23 protein-coding genes are annotated in these 17,620 nt (G+C 67.5%); 17 read left to right on the top strand and 6 right to left on the bottom strand.

Annotated elements, in window-relative coordinates:
- The 13 genes from QQZ11_RS12135 to QQZ11_RS12075 all read left to right on the top strand — a co-directional run bounded on the left by QQZ11_RS12135 (position 1) and on the right by QQZ11_RS12075 (position 10,177).
- On the top strand, positions 1-813 hold the full coding sequence (locus tag QQZ11_RS12135; protein WP_284550593.1) for an L-threonylcarbamoyladenylate synthase: 813 nt from the start codon (positions 1-3) through the stop codon (positions 811-813).
- 1 nt (position 814) lies between these two features.
- Positions 815-1,915 carry an MraY family glycosyltransferase gene (locus QQZ11_RS12130; RefSeq protein WP_284550592.1) on the top strand — a complete coding sequence of 367 codons (1,101 nt, stop codon included), beginning with the start codon at positions 815-817 and terminating at the stop codon, positions 1,913-1,915.
- Positions 1,912-2,382: a hypothetical protein gene (locus QQZ11_RS12125; RefSeq protein ID WP_284550591.1), complete on the top strand. Its 471-nt coding sequence runs from the start codon at positions 1,912-1,914 to the stop codon at positions 2,380-2,382. The genes QQZ11_RS12130 and QQZ11_RS12125 overlap by 4 nt, the downstream gene beginning before the upstream one ends.
- A 57-nt stretch (positions 2,383-2,439) precedes the next feature.
- The gene (locus tag QQZ11_RS12120) at positions 2,440-2,667 is read left to right on the top strand and encodes a hypothetical protein (protein ID WP_022910372.1); all 228 of its coding nucleotides are present in this window, start codon (positions 2,440-2,442) and stop codon (positions 2,665-2,667) included.
- A 19-nt stretch (positions 2,668-2,686) separates the two neighbouring features.
- Complete coding sequence (gene atpB, locus QQZ11_RS12115) at positions 2,687-3,484, top strand: F0F1 ATP synthase subunit A (RefSeq protein ID WP_284550590.1); 798 nt, start codon at positions 2,687-2,689, stop codon at positions 3,482-3,484.
- A 67-nt stretch (positions 3,485-3,551) separates the two neighbouring features.
- Entirely contained in the window at positions 3,552-3,773 is a 222-nt protein-coding gene (gene atpE, locus QQZ11_RS12110) for an ATP synthase F0 subunit C (RefSeq protein WP_022910370.1), read from the top strand.
- A gap of 5 nt (positions 3,774-3,778) precedes the next feature.
- Positions 3,779-4,336 (top strand): F0F1 ATP synthase subunit B, encoded by a 558-nt coding sequence (locus QQZ11_RS12105; protein ID WP_040438050.1) that lies wholly within the window; start codon positions 3,779-3,781, stop codon positions 4,334-4,336.
- Positions 4,333-5,121 (top strand): F0F1 ATP synthase subunit delta, encoded by a 789-nt coding sequence (locus QQZ11_RS12100; protein ID WP_284550589.1) that lies wholly within the window; start codon positions 4,333-4,335, stop codon positions 5,119-5,121. Before QQZ11_RS12105 ends, QQZ11_RS12100 begins: the two co-directional genes overlap by 4 nt.
- 62 nt (positions 5,122-5,183) lie before the next feature.
- Positions 5,184-6,821, top strand: coding sequence for a F0F1 ATP synthase subunit alpha (gene atpA, locus QQZ11_RS12095; protein WP_284550588.1), 1,638 nt, complete (start codon positions 5,184-5,186; stop codon positions 6,819-6,821).
- Between the two features lie 5 nt (positions 6,822-6,826).
- On the top strand, positions 6,827-7,738 hold the full coding sequence (locus QQZ11_RS12090; protein WP_284550587.1) for a F0F1 ATP synthase subunit gamma: 912 nt from the start codon (positions 6,827-6,829) through the stop codon (positions 7,736-7,738).
- Positions 7,739-7,762: 24 nt separating this feature from the next.
- Positions 7,763-9,226: a F0F1 ATP synthase subunit beta gene (atpD, locus tag QQZ11_RS12085; protein WP_284550586.1), complete on the top strand. Its 1,464-nt coding sequence runs from the start codon at positions 7,763-7,765 to the stop codon at positions 9,224-9,226.
- Complete coding sequence (locus QQZ11_RS12080) at positions 9,226-9,642, top strand: F0F1 ATP synthase subunit epsilon (RefSeq protein ID WP_446698867.1); 417 nt, start codon at positions 9,226-9,228, stop codon at positions 9,640-9,642. Before atpD ends, QQZ11_RS12080 begins: the two co-directional genes overlap by 1 nt.
- 88 nt (positions 9,643-9,730) lie before the next feature.
- On the top strand, positions 9,731-10,177 hold the full coding sequence (locus QQZ11_RS12075) for a DUF2550 domain-containing protein (protein WP_284550584.1): 447 nt from the start codon (positions 9,731-9,733) through the stop codon (positions 10,175-10,177).
- 3 nt (positions 10,178-10,180) lie between these two features.
- Here QQZ11_RS12075 and QQZ11_RS12070 read toward each other — a convergent pair whose 3' ends face one another.
- Positions 10,181-10,795, bottom strand: a complete 615-nt coding sequence (locus tag QQZ11_RS12070; RefSeq protein WP_284550583.1) for a cob(I)yrinic acid a,c-diamide adenosyltransferase — start codon at positions 10,793-10,795, stop codon at positions 10,181-10,183.
- 27 nt (positions 10,796-10,822) lie between these two features.
- On the opposite strand from QQZ11_RS12070, the gene QQZ11_RS12065 reads away from it, so the two are divergent.
- On the top strand, positions 10,823-11,494 hold the full coding sequence (locus tag QQZ11_RS12065; RefSeq protein ID WP_284550582.1) for a peptidylprolyl isomerase: 672 nt from the start codon (positions 10,823-10,825) through the stop codon (positions 11,492-11,494).
- Here QQZ11_RS12065 and QQZ11_RS12060 read toward each other — a convergent pair.
- The gene (locus tag QQZ11_RS12060; RefSeq protein ID WP_284550581.1) at positions 11,481-12,302 is read right to left on the bottom strand and encodes an alpha/beta fold hydrolase; all 822 of its coding nucleotides are present in this window, start codon (positions 12,300-12,302) and stop codon (positions 11,481-11,483) included. The genes QQZ11_RS12065 and QQZ11_RS12060 overlap by 14 nt on opposite strands.
- A 6-nt stretch (positions 12,303-12,308) precedes the next feature.
- Entirely contained in the window at positions 12,309-12,518 is a 210-nt protein-coding gene (locus tag QQZ11_RS12055) for a hypothetical protein (protein WP_245558881.1), read from the bottom strand.
- 108 nt (positions 12,519-12,626) lie between these two features.
- Here QQZ11_RS12055 and nucS point away from each other — a divergent pair, with 108 nt between their 5' ends.
- Positions 12,627-13,331: an endonuclease NucS gene (gene nucS / locus QQZ11_RS12050; RefSeq protein ID WP_284550771.1), complete on the top strand. Its 705-nt coding sequence runs from the start codon at positions 12,627-12,629 to the stop codon at positions 13,329-13,331.
- Positions 13,332-13,345: 14 nt separating this feature from the next.
- On the opposite strand, the gene QQZ11_RS12045 is transcribed toward nucS, so the two are convergent.
- Together QQZ11_RS12045 and mce are read right to left on the bottom strand one after the other, a co-directional pair.
- Positions 13,346-14,491, bottom strand: coding sequence for an adhesin (locus QQZ11_RS12045; RefSeq protein WP_284550580.1), 1,146 nt, complete (start codon positions 14,489-14,491; stop codon positions 13,346-13,348).
- Between the two features lie 96 nt (positions 14,492-14,587).
- Positions 14,588-15,061 carry a methylmalonyl-CoA epimerase gene (mce, locus tag QQZ11_RS12040; protein WP_022910357.1) on the bottom strand — a complete coding sequence of 158 codons (474 nt, stop codon included), beginning with the start codon at positions 15,059-15,061 and terminating at the stop codon, positions 14,588-14,590.
- A gap of 191 nt (positions 15,062-15,252) precedes the next feature.
- Between mce and QQZ11_RS12035 the strand changes: the two genes are divergently transcribed.
- Both QQZ11_RS12035 and QQZ11_RS12030 read left to right on the top strand, forming a co-directional pair.
- Positions 15,253-15,399, top strand: coding sequence for a hypothetical protein (locus tag QQZ11_RS12035; protein ID WP_284550579.1), 147 nt, complete (start codon positions 15,253-15,255; stop codon positions 15,397-15,399).
- A 19-nt stretch (positions 15,400-15,418) separates the two neighbouring features.
- The gene (locus QQZ11_RS12030; protein ID WP_284550578.1) at positions 15,419-15,967 is read left to right on the top strand and encodes a PH domain-containing protein; all 549 of its coding nucleotides are present in this window, start codon (positions 15,419-15,421) and stop codon (positions 15,965-15,967) included.
- 12 nt (positions 15,968-15,979) lie between these two features.
- On the opposite strand, the gene pgm is transcribed toward QQZ11_RS12030, so the two are convergent.
- Entirely contained in the window at positions 15,980-17,620 is a 1,641-nt protein-coding gene (pgm, locus tag QQZ11_RS12025; RefSeq protein WP_284550577.1) for a phosphoglucomutase (alpha-D-glucose-1,6-bisphosphate-dependent), read from the bottom strand.

The following is a 17,620-nucleotide window of genomic DNA, read 5'->3' as shown; positions in this document are numbered from 1 at the left end:
GTGAGCGTGAACGAACCCGAACAGTCCCCCCTTGACGAGTCGACCGGCGACCAGCTGCCCGTGGCTCCCGTGGAGCCCACCTGGCAGCGCCACACGCTGGGGATCGATGACGAGGCCGGGCTCGACGCCGCGGTGAAGGCAGTGCGTGCCGGCGAGGTGATCGTCATCCCGACTGACACCGTCTACGGGGTCGCCGCCGACGCCACGAGTTCTCAGGCCGTGCAGCGCCTGCTCAATGCCAAGGTGAGGGGTCGTGACATGCCCCCGCCGGTGCTGATCTCGGACGCCATCATGCTCGGCTCACTCGCCGACGAGGTGCCCGACTCGGTGCACACGCTGACCGCTGCCCACTGGCCGGGGGCGTTGACGGTGATCCTCAAGGCCCAGTCGAGCCTGGGCATGGACCTCGGGGAGACCGAGGGCACGATCGCGGTGCGTGTGCCCAACCACGACGGTGCCCGCGCCCTGCTGAGGCGCACCGGTCCGTTGGCGGTGAGCTCGGCCAACATCTCGGGCAATCCCGCCGCCACCACCGTTGACGAGGCGATCGACCAGCTGGGGGAGTCGATCTCGGTCTATCTGGACGGCGGGCCGACCCCGGGACTCGCACCCTCGTCCATCGTCGACTTCTCGACGAACCCCGACGGCCGGCTGGTGCGTCTGGGTGCGTTGACGATCGAACAATTGACCGAGCTGCTGCCCCAGCTGGACCTGGGCGAGTTCGCGCCCCAACCCAGCGAGGATCCCGAGACGCCCGTCGAACCTGCCGAGTCGGACGACGACGCCACCAGCGAGGACGAACCCGTCCGCTGACATGCGCGAATACCTGCTGGTGCTGCTGACGGCGGCCATGACCACCTACCTGCTCGCAGGCATGTGTCGGCGCGTGGCGCTGCGTGTGGGCGCACTGGCGATGGTGCGGGACCGCGACGTCCATGCCGTGCCGATCCCGTACTTCGGCGGGGTCGCCATGCTCGGTGGCGCTGCGGCAGCCTTCCTGCTGGCCGCCCAGCTGCCCTTCCTGGGCCGCTTCGCACTGGTCAGCCATGACGCCATGACCATCCTGCTGGCGGGCACCGTCATCTGCGTCGTCGGGGTGGTCGACGACATGATCGACCTGCCCGCCCTGGCAAAGTTCGCCGGTCAGATCCTCGCGGCGGCCATCGTGGTGACCAACGGCGTGCGGATGTACTGGATTCCCCTGTCGAGTTCGATCTTCGCCCTCGACCAGGCCTCCTCGATCGTGATCACGGTCTTCTTCATCGTGTTGTGTGCGAACGCCGTCAACTTCGTCGACGGGCTCGACGGTCTCGCCTCGGGAGTGGTCGCCATCGGTGCCGGAGCGTTCTTCATCTACACCTACCTGCTCGCCTACGAGCAGGACATCACCCGCGCGACCACGGCGAGTCTGGTGACGGTCGGCATCACGGGCGTGTGCTTGGGGTTCCTGCCCCACAACTTCTCGCCGGCGCGCATGTTCATGGGCGATTCAGGGGCGCTGCTGCTCGGACTGCTGATGGCCTGCTCGGTGATCTCCCTGACGGGACAGATCGACTCGTCCGCACTGTCGGCCACCAACGGTTCGCTGGTGCCGAGCTACCTGCCGATCGTGCTCCCCTTCGCCATCATGGCCATCCCCCTGCTCGACCTGGTGCTGGCCTACGTGCGGCGCACCATGAACGGCAACTGGTGGTTCGTCGCCGACAAGCAGCACCTGCACCACCGCCTGCTGCAACAGGGTCACAGCCAGGCGGGTGCCGTGGGCGTGATGTACCTGTGGACGGCCATCCTGAGTTTCGGCACCGTGGCCATCGGGATGCGCACCAACGCCTGGACGATCGGGGGCACGGCTGTCGCGGTGGCCCTGGCGGTCGTCCTCACCCTGATCCGTGGCCGTGGGGCGCGGGCGGCATGAACCGTGCCGGACAACGAGTGAGCGTCAGCGCGAGGCTGCTGTCGTCCATGATGCGCGGGTCGCTGCTGTTCGCCCACGCAGCCCTGCTGATCGCGCTCGGTGTGGGATGGCTCACATCTGGGGCGGCCGGTCTGGCCAACGCGGCCAGCGGGGGAGCGATGGTGGTGCTCTTCTTCGCGGCCGGCCAAGGGGTGCAGGTTCTGGCCGGGGAACTCGACCCGCGCGCCGGTCTGGGACTGACGCTGCTCAGCTACCTGGTCAGGGCAGCGCTGCTGGCCGCGGCGCTGCTCGCGGTGCAGAACTCGCAGCAGGTCGCCGATGCCTTTCGTCCGGTGCCCTTCTGCTGGGGGGTCGGTCTGGTGCTCGCGGGGTGGCTGTCCGGCATGTTCTGGGCGCACGCGCGTCTGCGGATCCCTGTCTACGACACCGACGATGTTGGCCCCGACGAGGGCAGCGACCGCGTCTGAGGGCTGGACGCCGCAGTGTGACCCGCACTGACTTGTGCTGATAGAGTCGCCAGCGACATGGACGACGAGAGTTCGAAGAAGGCTCCGCCAGTCAGATCCGGCAACGGTGAGGACGGCATGGTGGTGCTGAGCTATGTCTTGTCGGGAATCCTCCTCTATGGCGGACTCGGCTGGGCAGGTGCTCACTTCCTGGGCCAGGTCTGGATGCTTCCAGCCGGCCTCATTCTCGGACTCGGACTGAGCCTTTTCTTGATCGTCAAGCGATACGGGAGCCCGACACGATGATGAGCACCGCGGAGCGGCCATGCTGATCCCCTTCCTGCCCCTCGAGACCGCCGGTCACGGTGGTGGCTATCACGCGCCCTCGGTCGAGGACTTCTACTTCGAGAACCTGTTCGGGGTGGCCCAGGTCGACCGCGTGATCTTCCAGGCCGTTCTGGGTGCCGTGATCGTGGTGGCGTTGTGGTGGTTGGCGGCACGCCGACTGAGGACGGTGCCGACCAAGTCGCAGTTCATCTCGGAATACCTCTACGACTTCGTGCGCAACGGCATCGCACGCGACCTGTTGGGTCACGACTACCGCAAGTTCCTGCCCTACCTGCTGGGCCTGTTCAGCTTCATCCTGGTGAACAACCTGTTCGGGCAGTTCTTCCTGTTCATGTTCCCGACCTTCTCGCGAGTCGGGTTCGCCTATGGCCTGGCCCTGCTGACGTGGCTCATCTACATCGGCGCGGGCCTCAAGCGGCACGGGCTCACCTACATCAAGAACTCCCTGCTGCCCTCGGGCGTGCCGTGGTACCTGTGGGTGCTGATCATCCCGCTGGAGTTCCTCTCGAACTTCATCACCAGGCCGATCACGTTGGCCCTGCGTCTGTTCGCGAACCTGTTCGCCGGACACCTGGTGGTCTCGGTCTTCGTGGTCGGCGGCGCCTTCCTGCTGCAGTACCAGGACAACCTCTTCTACAACATCTCCGGCGGCGTCTCGCTGCTGTTCAGCTTCGCCATCCTGTGCCTGGAGCTGTTCGTGGGGTCGCTGCAGGCCTACATCTTCACGGTGTTGACCGCGCAGTACATCTCCAGTTCCCTGGCCGAGTCCCACTGACCCGGCCCGACCACCCCCACCCCAGAACTTCTCCACGCCAGTGGAGAGCAATCCGAAAGGAAACCACATGACCCCCATGGAAATCGGCGGCTCGATCAACATGATCGGCTACGGTCTGGCGACACTTGGACCGGCCATCGGTGTGGCCCTGATCTTCGCGGCCGTCATCAACGGCACCGCTCGTCAGCCCGAGGCTCGTGGCGCGATGATGAGCACCGCCTTCATCGGCTTCGCCGTGGTTGAGGCCCTCGCCATCATCGGCATCGCCCTCGCCTTCGTCCTGGCGTGACCTCGATGGGCCCCAACGTGTGGGCGCCCCTCGAAATCGACCTTGGGCCGCTCCTTCCGCACTACGTCTCGGAGATCATCGTCGGCATCGTGCTGATGGTGTTGATCTGGCTCGTCATGCGCTCGAAGGTCGTTCCTGCGTTCGAGAAGATGTACGCGGAGCGTACGGACTCGATCCAGGGCGGCATGGAGCGGGCCGAGAAGGCCCAGGCCGAAGCTGAGGCGGCGCTCGCTGAGTACCGCACCCAGCTGGCCGAGGCCCGCGAGGAGGCAGCCAGGATTCGTGAGGACGCCAAGAACCAAGGCGCCCAGATCATCGCAGAGATGCGTGACCAGGCGACCGCCGAGTCGGCTCGTATCGTCGAGCACACCCGCGCTCAACTCGAGGCCGAGCGGGCTCAGGCCATGCAACAGCTGAAGGTCGAGGTGGGCGGCTTGGCCACCACACTGGCAGGCAAGATCGTGGGCGAATCGCTCTCGGACGACGCCCGTGCCCGCCAGACGGTCGACCGCTTCATCGCCGAACTCGAGGCCGCTGACGCCGAGGCGGGGCAGCTGTCGTGAGTGCAGTGACCGAAGGCCGCGCACGCCAACTCGACTCCGTCCTCGACCAGAGCCAGGTCACCGAGGCAGTTGCCGACGACCTGTTCGGGGTCGTGGACGTGCTCGGTGAGGCCACGGCACTGCGCCGCGCCCTCAGCGATCCCGATGCCACGGCCGGTGCCAAGACCGATCTGGTCGAACGGCTGTTCGGGGCGCGACTCTCGGCCCCTGCGGTGGCCGTCGTGAAGGAGGCCGCATCGTTGCGCTGGTCGTCGATGGGGGCCCTGGTGGCCGGCATCGAGCGGCAGGCGGCCCGAGCGGCCCTGAAGCAGGCGGAGGCGGCGGGTCAGCTCGACCAGGTGGCCGACGACCTGTTCCACTTCAACCGGATCGTGGCCGACGACGACGGGCTGCGCGAAACCCTGACCGACGCCCGGATCGACCGCACCGCTCGCGAGCAGTTGGTCGACCAGTTGCTGCAGCATCGGACCAGCCCGGTGGTCGTGGTGTTGGCCAAACGAGCACTACGTGCACGCCACCTGGCCGACGCGCTGGCCGGGTACGGCAGCCTGGCGGCACAGTTGCGTGACCGCAGCGTGGCGAAGGTCGTCGCGGCGGTACCCCTCAGCCCTGAGCAGGAGGTGCGTCTGCGTGCAGCCCTGGTCAAGCAGGTGGGACGTGAGGTCGACCTCCAGGTGCGCATCGACCCCAGCGTGCTGGGTGGGCTCACGGTGCGCATCGGCGACGAGGTCATCGAGGGCACCGTCGCACATCGCCTCGAAGACGCCCGACGCCAGCTGGCCTGACCAGCGACAACTTCAACCGGCGGCTGCCGTCGCCACCCAGTAATTCTTGAGATGAGGACGCTATGGCGGAACTGACGATTCGTCCGGACGAGATCCGCGACGCTCTGGACACCTTCGTCCAGAACTACACCCCTGAGGCGGCCAGCCGCGAAGAGGTCGGCACCGTCGTGACCTCCGGCGACGGCATCGCCCGTGTCGAGGGCCTGCCCTCGGCCATGGCCAACGAACTGCTGAAGTTCGAGAACGGCACTCTCGGCATCGCGCTGAACCTCGACGTGCGCGAGATCGGCGTCGTGGTGCTGGGCAACTCCGAGGGCATCGAGGAGGGTTCGAGCGTCACCGGCACCGGCGAGGTGCTCTCGGTGCCGGTGGGCGACGGCTTCCTGGGTCGCGTCGTCGATGCCATGGGCAACCCGATCGACGGTCTCGGTGAGATCACCGATGTCGACGGTCGTCGCGCCCTGGAGCTGCAGGCAGCGGGTGTGATGGATCGCCAGGAGGTGCGCGAGCCCCTCCAGACGGGTCTGAAGGCCATCGACGCCATGGTGCCGATCGGCCGGGGACAGCGGCAGCTGATCATCGGCGACCGCAAGACCGGCAAGACCGCGCTTGCGATCGACACCATCATCAACCAGAAGACCAACTGGGCCTCCGGCGACCCGAAGAAGCAGGTGCGCTGCATCTACGTCGCGGTCGGTCAGAAGGGCTCCACCGTCGCCGAGGTGCGCGGTGCGCTCGAGGCAGCCGGGGCACTGGAGTACACCACCATCGTCCACGCCCCCGCGTCGGACCCCGCCGGGTACAAGTACATCGCCCCCTACGCGGGTTCGGCCATCGGCCAGCACTGGATGTACGCGGGCAAGCACGTCCTGATCATCTTCGACGACCTCACCAAGCAGGCCGAGGCGTACCGCGCCATGTCGCTGCTGCTGCGTCGTCCCCCGGGCCGTGAGGCCTACCCCGGCGACGTGTTCTACCTCCACTCCCGTCTGCTGGAGCGTTGTGCCAAGCTCTCCGACGAGCTGGGCGGTGGTTCGATGACCGGCCTGCCGATCATCGAGACCAAGGCCAACGACGTGTCGGCCTACATCCCCACCAACGTGATCTCGATCACCGACGGCCAGATCTTCCTGCAGTCCGACCTCTTCAACGCCAACCAGCGCCCGGCCATCGACGTCGGCGTGTCGGTCTCGCGTGTGGGTGGTGCGGCGCAGATCAAGGCCATGAAGGGTGTCGCCGGCTCGCTGAAGCTGAACCTGGCCCAGTACCGCGACATGCAGGCCTTCGCCATGTTCGCCTCGGACCTCGACGCGACCACTCGTCGGCAGCTGGACCGGGGCGCCCGCCTCACCGAACTGCTCCGTCAGGGGCAGTACGCGCCCTACCCGGTCGAGGACCAGGTGGTCAGCGTCTGGGCCGGCACCACCGGTGAGTTCGACGACGTTCCCGTCGACGACGTGCTCCGCTTCGAGCAGGAACTGCTCGAGCACCTGCGCCACAACACTCCCATCCTGAAGACGATCGCCGAGACCCAGGTCTTCGACGACGACCAGAAGCAGGCTGCCAAGGAGGCGATCGCCTCGTTCAAGCAGGGCTTCCGCACCTCAGCGGGCAAGCTCCTGCTCGGTCATGAGGAGGCGGAGCCGATGGCGGAGGAAGAGATCGGCCAGGAGACCATCGTCAAGCAGAAGCGGGGCTGATCGACGTGCCAGCCAGTCTGCGTGAACTCAGGCAGCGGCGGAAGTCTGTCCAGACCACCAAGAAGATCACCCGGGCCATGGAGCTGATCGCCGCCTCGCGGATCGTCAAGGCCCAGCAGGCTGCCGCAGCCGCCGCCCCGTACAGCCGTGAGCTGTTCCGGGCGGTCTCGGCGGTCGCGACCTTCTCGGACGTCGACCATCCGCTGACCAACGACGTGGAGTCGCCGCAGCGATCCGCCGTGCTGCTGATCACCTCCGACCGGGGGCTCGCGGGGGCGTACTCCTCGTCCGTCATCAAGGCGGGGGAGCAGTTGACCGCTCGCCTGCACCATGAGCAGGGCCAGGAAGTGCTGCCCTATCTGGCGGGTCGCAAGGCGATCGGTTACTACGGGTTCCGCAAGCGCCAGGTGGCCCAGCAGTGGGACGGGTTCTCGGACTCACCCACCTACACCCAGGCTCGCGAGATCGCCGACGCGCTGATCGAGGCCTTCCTCACCCCGACCGAGGAGGGCGGTGTCGACGAGATCCACATCGTCTTCACCCGTTTCGTCTCGATGATGACCCAGACCCCTACGGTGGTGCGCCTGCTCCCGCTCGAGGTCGTCGAGGGCACCGAACCCCCGGCCCCGGGTGAACTGTTGCCCGAGTACGAGTTCGAGCCCGACCCCGAGACGGTGCTCGACCGGTTGTTGCCGTTGTACGTCGCCAACCGCGTGCACTTCGCCCTGCTGCAGTCGGCAGCCTCGGAACTGGCGAGCCGTCAGCGGGCCATGAAGTCGGCCACCGACAATGCACAGACACTGATCGAGACCCTGACCCGCCAGGAGAACCAGGCGCGGCAGGCCGAGATCACCCAGGAAATCAGCGAGATCGTCGGCGGCGCCTCGGCGCTGGCCGAGTCCGCACCGCAAGCGTGACGACCACGGAAATTTGGAGACACAATGACTGCCACTGAAGTTGATCCCCAGGCCTCGCGCCCTGCCGGTGCGACCGGCGGAGTCGGCCGGGTCAGCCGCGTCATCGGCCCCGTGGTCGACGTGGAGTTCCCCGCTGACCAGATGCCCGACATCATGAACGCGCTGCTGGTCGAGACCGAGGTGATGGGCGACAAGCGCACCATGACCATGGAGGTCGCGCTGCACATCGGTGACAACACCGTGCGTGCTATCGCGCTGAAGCCCACCGACGGCATGCAGCGCGGGGCCGAGGTGCGCGACACCGGTGCACCGATCTCGGTGCCCGTGGGTGACATCACCAAGGGCCACGTCTGGAACGTGACCGGTGACGTGCTCAACGCCGATCCCGCCACCGTCGAGATCACCGAGCGCTGGCCCATCCACCGCGATGCGCCCAAGTTCGACGCCCTCGAGTCCAAGACCGAGATGCTCGAGACCGGTATCAAGGTGCTCGACCTGCTGACCCCGTACGTGCAGGGCGGCAAGATCGGTCTGTTCGGCGGTGCCGGCGTGGGCAAGACCGTGCTCATCCAGGAGATGATCTACCGCATCGCCCACAACTTCGGTGGCACCTCGGTGTTCGCCGGTGTGGGGGAGCGCACCCGTGAGGGCAACGACCTCATCCACGAGATGGACGAGGCCGGCGTCCTCAAGGACACCGCGCTCGTGTTCGGCCAGATGGACGAGCCGCCGGGCACCCGTCTGCGTGTCGCCCTGTCGGCGCTCACCATGGCGGAGTACTTCCGCGATGTGCAGAACCAGGACGTGCTGTTGTTCATCGACAACATCTTCCGGTTCACCCAGGCCGGCTCGGAGGTGTCGACCCTGCTGGGCCGCATGCCCTCCGCGGTGGGCTACCAGCCCAACCTGGCCGACGAGATGGGTCAGCTGCAGGAGCGGATCACCTCGACCCGTGGACACTCGATCACCTCGATGCAGGCGATCTACGTTCCCGCGGACGACTACACCGACCCGGCCCCGGCGACCACCTTCGCCCACCTCGATGCGACCACCGAGCTCAGCCGCGAGATCGCCTCGCGCGGTCTCTACCCGGCCGTCGACCCGCTGACCTCGACCTCGCGCATCCTCGACCCCCGCTACGTGGGCCAGGAGCACTACGACACCGCGGTCAGGGTCAAGCAGATCCTCCAGCGCAACAAGGAACTGCAGGACATCATCGCGATCCTGGGCGTCGACGAGTTGTCCGAGGAGGACAAGATCATCGTAAACCGGGCTCGTCGCATCCAGCAGTTCCTGAGCCAGAACACCTACATGGCCGAGAAGTTCACCCAGATCGAGGGTTCGACGGTTCCGCTGAAGGACACCATCGAGTCGTTCAAGATGATCTGTGACGGTGAGGTCGACCACATCGCCGAGCAGGCCTTCTTCAACGTGGGTGGCATGGACATGGTGATGGAGAACTGGTCGAAGATGCAGAAGGACGCCTGATCGTGGCCGAGCCATACCAGGTTGAGGTGGTCGCGGCGGATCGTCGGGTCTGGGAGGGGCGCGCGGTCAATGTGATCGTCCGCACCACCGAGGGCGACATCGGCATCCTGCCCGGCCACGAACCGCTGCTGGCCGCCCTGGTGCCCTGCGCTGCCGAGATCGTCACGGCCGAGGGCGGACGTGAGGTGATCGCCCTCGACGGTGGGTTCGTCTCGGTGACTCCCGAACGCGTCTCGCTGCTGGCCCAGTACGCCTCGTTGGCGACCGAGGTGAAGCCCGAACAGGCCCAGCGTGAGCTCGACAAGTTGCAGGTCCTGATGGATTCCGGTGACGCCACCGACGAGGAGCAGCACCGGTACCACCTCGCCGTGGCCCAACTGGCCGTGCTCAGGCGACAGGGGAACGAGCCTCACTGAGGCCACCCCCGACGCCCGCTGACGCCGAGGCCCCGTCCACATCCGAGCACGATGTGACGGGGCCTTCGTCGTTGGCTATCTTCTGAACATGAACGAGTGGGAGCTTCCGGTCGAGATCGCTCTCGCGGTCTTCGTGATCGTGGTGCTCCCGCTGGTCTGGCTGTTCGTCCGCCGCCGCTGGCTGACCGGTCGAGGAGGTCTGTTCGACTGCTCCTTGGCCAGGGGCCAGAGTCATCGGTGGGCCCTGGGACTGGCCCGCTACGAGGCAAACACGCTGCAGTGGTACCCGGCCCTGGGTGTCAGCCTGCGTCCGGCGCTGACCCTGGACCGGACCGAGACGACATTCGAGTCACAGCGGGAGCCAGACGTCTCGGAGGCGATCCAGTTGTTCAGCCATGACGTGGTGGTCACCCTGCGCAGCACTCGCCCCGACCAGTCCCACCAGTTGGCGATGACCCCCGCCTCCCTGATGGGTCTGCTCAGCTGGCTCGAGGCCGCCCCCCCGGGGGGTCTGCGCTACCCCGGACTGGAGTAGGGCTCAGCGTTCCGGACGCGGACGGTCGCCGCCGGGCACCCACAGGACCTCGCGCTCGGGGTGCGCGCCGGACTCGGTGGTGACCGAACGACTCAGGATGAACAGCAGGTCGGAGAGCCGGTTCAGATAGGTCAACGCCAGCCCGTGCAGCCCACCCTCGGTCTCGAGGCCGTGGGCCTCGGCCGCCTGCCAGCCGGCGCGCTCGGCCCGACGCACGACCGTGCGTGCCACGTGCAACTGCGCGCCCGCAGGCGACCCGCTGGGCAGGATGAACGAGCGCAGGTTCGGCAGCGGTTCGGAGAACTCGTCGCACCACGCCTCGAGTCGGTCGATCGACTCCTGCTCGATGCGCAGCGGCGGCCACGGCGGTGACTGCTGGATGGGCGTGGACAGGTCGGCGCCGACGTCGAAGAGTTCGTTCTGGATGAGCGTCAGCACGCCCGCCACGGCCTCGGGGAGGTCGGCCGCGGCCAGCACCACACCCAGCAGCGAGTTGGCCTCGTCGACGTGACCGTAGGCGGCAACCCGCAGATCGGTCTTGGACGCGACCGAGTTGTCACTCAACCGGGTCTGACCGGCGTCGCCGGTGCGGGTGTAGATGCGTGTCAGATTGACCATGTACACACCCTAGTGAACAGTGGAGCAGTGGCTTCCTCCCCCCGCCCCTTGACCCTGTTGGTGGCTGCGCTGGCCCTGGTCACCGCAGGCTGCAGCGGTTCACCCTCCGCCGCCGACCATCCCGCGCCCGTCGCCTCGGGGAAGCAGTCCCGGTGCGCCTACCCGGTGGGTGGACGCGAACCGGCTCGTCCGGTCGACCCGCCCAGCACCGATCGGGTGCCCACCACGGGCACGGTCACGGCGACCGTGAAGATGGCCGCCGGCACGGTGACCATCACGATGGATCGAGCCAAGACGCCCTGCACCGTCCACAACTTCGAGTCGTTGGCCTCCCAGCAGTTCTTCGACCACACCAAGTGCCACCGACTGGTCGACACCGGCATCTTCATCCTGCAGTGCGGTGACCCCAGCGGCACCGGCACCGGTGGCCCCGGCTACTCCTTCGCCGACGAACTGACGGGCAAGGAGACCTACCCGCGGGGCACGGTGGCCATGGCCAACGCCGGCCCCGACACCAACGGCTCCCAGTTCTTCCTGGTCTGGCAGGACAGCCCGCTCGACCCGAACTACACGGTCTTCGGGCAGCTGGACGAGGCGTCGCTGAACGTGGTGGCCTCGATCGCCTCCCAGGGTGTGGACGGCACCGATGGGGTCTCGCCGATCGCGGATGCCTCGATCACGTCGGTCACGCTGGGCTGAAGAAGGCCTTCACCACCGCGACGAAGGCGGCCGGCTGCTCGGCGTGCACCCAGTGGCCCGCGTTCTTGATGGTGACCAACCGCACCTGCGGGAAGAGACTGCGCATCAGCGGCCGGTCGGCATCGGTGATGTAGTCGGAGTTCTGCCCGGCCAACCAGAGAACAGGGCCCGGCCAGGGCGTGAACTGTTCGTCCGGCCAGCCACCGATCGCCGGCAACTGTTCCGCGAGCAGGTCGAGGTTCATCTGCCACCGCCACTGGGCGGGACCGTGCTCGCCGGGGATGCGGCGCAGGTTCTGCAGCAGGAACCCCCGCACCGTTGCCGAGGGCACGGCCTCCCGCAGGGCGTCGTCGGCCTGACTGCGGGCCGTGAGCCGGTCGAGGTCGATGGCCTGCATCGCCTCGATGTAGGGGGCGAACGCGCTGACCCCGGTCGACTGACCGGGTGAGATGTCGGCGACGACCAGCCGCTCGACGAGTTCGGGATGCCGCAGGGCCACCAGCATCGCCACCTTGCCACCCATGGAGTGCCCCACCAGGGTCGCTCCTCGTCCACGGTCGACCGAGCCGGTGTGCGTGCGCATCCAGGTGGCGATCTGGTCAGCCAGCTGAGGGTAGGAGAGGTCGACGGTCCACGCCGAATGGCCATGGTTGGGCAGGTCGAGCAGGTGGACCGTGACGTCGCCCAGCTCGTCGGCCAGAGCCCTGGCGACGGTGGAGAAGTTCTTCCCCTGCCCGAAGAGGCCGTGCAGGAAGACCACCTGGCGGGGTCCGGAGCCGTGGTGCAGGGCGTGGATCGGTTGACTCACGGCGACTCAGTGCCTGGTGGTCCAGCAGTGCCCGTGCCAGTGGCGCCGGACGTCGGAGGCGCGCTCGACACCCCAGTCCGGTTCGGCGGGCCAGGCCACCACGTGGGCGGTGCCGGCCGGGATGGTGCGGTGGCAGCCGGGGCAGGTGTAGGTCTTCTGCGCGGCGGTGCCGGTCACGGTGCGGACGATCCAGCGGCCGTCAGATTTCTCGACCACGCTCGCCAGACTGCCGGTTGACAAGGGACGATGCGCCCGCTGATGTTTGCTGACTCGTCGTGCCACCCGACCAGCCTAGCGTCGGTTCGCTAAGGTGTCGGCGTGCGAATGGTGATAGCGGAGTGTCAGGTCGATTACGCGGGCCGGCTGACCGCCCATCTGCCGATGGCCAAGCGGTTGATCCTGGTGAAGGCCGACAACTCGGTCTCCATCCACGCCGATGACCGTGCCTACAAGCCGCTCAACTGGATGAGCCCGCCGTGCACCTTGGTCGAACGTGAACCGGAGGCAGACGAGGCGGCAGCCACCGTCGACGTCGATCCGAGGATCACCCGCGTCTGGGTGGTCGAGGGCAAGAACGGCGACACGCTGCAGATCTCGCTCGGAGAGGTCTTCCACGATTCCAGTCACGAGTTGGGCGTCGACCCCGGGCTGCAGAAGGACGGTGTCGAGGCGCACCTGCAGGCGTTGCTGGCCGAGAACCCAGCGACCTTCGGCACGGGGTACACCCTCGTGCAGCGGGAGTACATGACGGCCATCGGCCCCGTCGACCTGCTGCTGCGCGACGACCGGGGCGCCTACGTGGCCGTCGAGGTGAAGCGCCGGGGGGAGATCGACGGCGTCGAGCAGTTGACCCGCTATCTCGAGCTCATGAACCGCGACCCCCTGCTGGGGCAGGTCAGCGGTGTCTTCTGCGCCCAGCAGATCAAACCGCAGGCGAAGACCCTGGCCACCGACCGTGGCATCGCCTGCGTCACCGTCGACTACGACGCCCTGCGTGGACTCGACCACGCCGAGGACCGACTGTTCTGAGCCGATTCGCCCGATCAGGCCTTCCGGTCCGCGGACGACGAGGCCGCCGGTTCGGAAGGGGGATTGTTCGGGTCGAGGACCATCGTGGGTTCTGACTCGGGAGTCTCGAAGGGGTCGGCGTCGGGGAAGTCGCCGACCGACTGACCGGCCAGTTGACGAAGGTTCGACAACTGGGCCAGTACGGACTGCTTGCGCTGCAGCAGGGTGGCGACCTCCCGCTCCAACTGCTCCTTGCGCCAGGCGAACTGCTCCTCGAGCCGGTCCTTCATCATGGCCGCCTGGCGATGGGCGGCAGCGATCTGCTGCTCCGACTCGCGGGCCGCCTCGACCTTGATGGTCTCGGCCTCGGTCAGGGCGTCGCTGCGCAATTTCTGCGCGTTGTCGGTCTCGGTGGTCAGGTGCGCCGCGGCCGCCTCCAGGTGACGGGTGGCGTCGGCCAACATCTGCTGCGAGCGGTCCTTCGCCTCCAGATGGTCGGACTGGGCCTTCGAGATCAGCTGTTCCGAGTCGTTGCGGGCCTGCAGCATCGCGGCAGCGGCATCCCTCTCACCCTGGGCACGCAGGGTGCTGCCCTCGGCCTTCGCTGCCTCGATCAGGGAGGCGGCGGTGCGCTCGGCGGCGTGCACCTTGCCCTCGGCCTCACGCCGCGCTGCCGCCACCAGGGAGGCGGCCTGTGACTTCGCCTGCCGCAGGGTCTGCTCGTGCACGGCCTCGTGCTCGGACCGGAGCTTGCGCAGGTTGGCCAGTCCGGCCACCCGAATGTCGTCGGCCTCCGCCTGGGCATTGGCGCGCAGGTCGGCCGCCACCCTCCGGCCCTCCTCCTTGATCCGTTCGGCTTCGAGTCCCGCCCGGCTGACCAGATCGGCAGCCTGGGCCTCGGCGGCCTTGAGCAGCCCCTGGGCATGTGCCCCGAGCCGCGTCAGGTCGGTGGTGCCGTGGGCCTCGTGGGCGAGTGCCACCTCGCGGCGCAGCTGTCGGGCCAGCTGCTTGAGGGTCGACAGTTGCGTCTCGATCTCGCGGACATAGCGGTCGACCTCCCGGCGTTCGTAGCCCATCATGGCGCTCGGGAAGGTGCCAGCGGCACTGGCCTGGTCGTCGAACAGGTTGAGCCCGGTCTCTTCGCCGAGGTCACGCACCTGCAGTTGGTCGTTGTCGCTCATGAGCCCTCCAGAACACGTTCGTCCCCGAGGCTACCCTGCCAGTGGCGGGGTGCTCGGGGACGACTCGGCGGGTTGACCGCGGATTGTGGGTGGCGCTCAGTGAGCGGCTGCGGCCGGGGGCTCGGTCAGCTCGAGCAGTACGCCTCCGGCGTCCTTGGGGTGCACGAAGTTGATGCGCGCGCCCCCGGTGCCGGTCTTCGACTCGGGGTAGAGCAGTCGCACACCTCGCTCACGGAGCACCGCCGAGACATGCTCGAGATCTGCGACGCGGTAGCAGAGCTGCTGCATGCCCGGACCGTTCTTGGTGAGGAACTTGCCGATCGCCGAGTCCTCGCGCAGGGGAGCGAGCAACTGGATCTGCGCGCTCTCGGGAAGCTGCGAGCCGGTGCCGATCATGGCCTCCTCGACACCCTGTTCCTCGTTGGTCTCGCGGTGCAGCAGACGCCACCCGAAGACCTCGGTGTGGAAGCGGATCGCCTCGTCGAGGTCGGGCACGGCCAGACCGACGTGGTCGATGCAGATGAACAGGTCCTGGGGGAGGGTGACTGGGGTGTGTGCGCCGTTTTCCATGTGCCCATCGTCCCAAACGGGACGGCCTCGCGTCGGGGCGGGGCGCCCATTCCCACTCCGGTGGCTGCGCCGAGCCCTCGGCGCGCCGCCTGCGAGCAGGCAGCCGCGGCGGGCATCATGTGAGCTGGAGTGGAGACCGATCGTTCGGTGTGCCATGATCCCGTGACCTTCCCCGCCACTAGGAGATGACCATGCCAGGCTGGCTCAAGAAGACCCTGTGGGCGCTGCTTGCTGCCTTCGCGCTGTACTACATCTTCACGCAGCCGGAGCAGACCGCCACCGTCGTCCGCAACTTCTTCGGGGGCATCTTCACGTTGTTCCGCGCCCTGGCCTCCTGATCACAGCGGTGCCGCAGCCATGAGTCTGCTGACCCGTTTCGTCGAACCGGACATCGACCGCCACCTGCTCACCCAGGAGGGTGAGTACGTGATCGACGAGGTGACCAAGCACTGGGTCACCATCCTGTGGCCCACCCTGGGTGTGGTCGCCTGCATACCGATCTTCCTGGCCATGATCTGGATGGGCCCGTGGTTCTGGTTGTCGTTCGTCGTCGGTGTGCCCCTGCTGGTGATCTGTCTGGTCCGGATCCACGTGGAGTACATGGACCGGTTCGTGGTCACCAACATGCGTGTCTTCAGGGTGCACGGGGTGCTGAGCCAGCACTTGGCGACCATGCCGATGACCCGCATCCTCGACATCTCGGTCTTCCAGCCGTTCCTGGGCCGGCTGGTCGGCTACGGGCACTTCACCTTCGAGTCGGCCGCCCAGGACCAAGGGCTGCGCGACATCCGCTTCGTCCCCGATCCCGAGGGCCGCGACCTGACCATCCAGCGGACGATCCAGCGCGCCGGTCTGCGGGCCTCCTTCAGCCGACAGACCAACGACGACGCCGAGGACGGCAACTGAGCCGACGTGTGGTCAGGCCAGTGCGGCGTCGACCACCTGCTTGGCCTCGGCCAGCACCTGCTGGAGGTGTTCTGGGCTCTTGAGTGACTCGGCGTAGATCTTGTACTTGTCCTCGGTGCCCGAGGGTCGGGCAGCGAACCAGGCGTGCTCGGTGGTCACCTTGATCCCGCCGATGGCCGCCCCGTTGCCCGGTGCATGGGTGAGCACGGCGGTGATCGGCTCACCCGCGAGTTCCGTGGCGGTGACGTCGTCGGCGGAGAGCTTCGACAGGCGCGCCTTCTGCTCCCGGGTGGCGTCGGCGTCGACCCGGGCGTAGGACGAGGCACCGTAGCGGGCCTCGAGGTCGGCGTAGTGCTGGCTCGGGGTCCGACCGGTGACAGCAGTGATCTCGGAGGCAAGCAGGTCGAGCACCAACCCGTCCTTGTCGGTGGTCCAGGTGGAGCCGTCCATGGCGAGGAAGGAGGCCCCCGCCGACTCCTCGCCGCCGAACCCCATGTCTCCCGAGATCAGTCCGGGCACGAACCACTTGAAGCCGACGGGCACCTCGACCAGTTCCCGGCCGATCTCGGCGGCGACCTTGTCGATCATCGAGGAGCTGACCAGGGTCTTGCCCACCTTGGCGTCGGCCGACCACCCGGGGCGATGGGTGAACAGGTACCAGATGGCCACGGCGAGGAAGTGGTTGGGATTCATCAGTCCGGCGTCAGGGGTGACGACGCCGTGACGGTCGGCGTCCGCGTCGTTGCCGGTCGACAGGTCGAAGGCGGTGCGGTTGCGGATCAGCGAGGCCATGGCGTTGGGGGAGGAGCAGTCCATGCGGATCTTGCCGTCGGTGTCAAGGGTCATGAAGCGCCACGTCGGGTCGACCTCGGGGTTGATCACCGTCAGGTTGATCCCGTGCGTGTGGGCGATCGCACCCCAGTACTGCACCGAGGCTCCACCCATCGGGTCGGCCCCGATCCGCAGCCCCGACCTCTGGATGGCCTCGAAGTCGATGGCCTGGGCGAGGTCGGCGACATAGGCCGTGCGGTAGTCGTAGCGCGTCACCGAGGACGAGGCCAAGGGGTAGGGGGTGCGCGCGATCGCCCCCGCGTCCTCCCTCAGGTCGGCGAGCAACTGGTTCGCCCGGTCCGCGATCCAGCCCGTGGCGTCGGAGTCGGCCGGCCCACCGTTGGGCGGGTTGTACTTGAAGCCTCCGTCACGCGGGGGGTTGTGGCTGGGGGTGACCACGATGCCGTCGGCCAGGGCCTCGGGGTGTTCGCGGTTGTACCGGATGATGGCGCGGCTGACGGCCGGGGTGGGGGTGTACTCGTCCTCCCGCTCGGCGAGGACGGCGACACCGTTGGCCACCAGCACCTCGATGGCGGTCGTCCAGGCGGGCAGGGAGAGGGCGTGGGTGTCCTTTCCGATGAACAGCGGTCCGGTGGTGCCCTGACCCGCGCGGTACTCGATGATCGCCTGCGTGGTGGCGGCGATGTGGGCGTCGTTGAACTTGGTGTCCAGGCTCGACCCGCGGTGCCCGGAGGTGCCGAAGACCACCTGCTGGTCGGGGTTGCTCGGGTCGGGTACCAGCTCGTGGTAGGCGGCCAGCACCTCGTCGACGTTGATCAGGTCCGCCTCGGTCGCGGGTTGGCCCGCTCGTTCATGTGCCAT

The sequence above is a fragment of the Aestuariimicrobium sp. T2.26MG-19.2B genome (assembly GCF_950101875.1).
In the GTDB taxonomy this organism is placed as follows: Bacteria; Actinomycetota; Actinomycetes; order Propionibacteriales; family Propionibacteriaceae; genus Aestuariimicrobium; species Aestuariimicrobium kwangyangense.
This window is presented reverse-complemented; position numbering and strand designations above follow the sequence as displayed.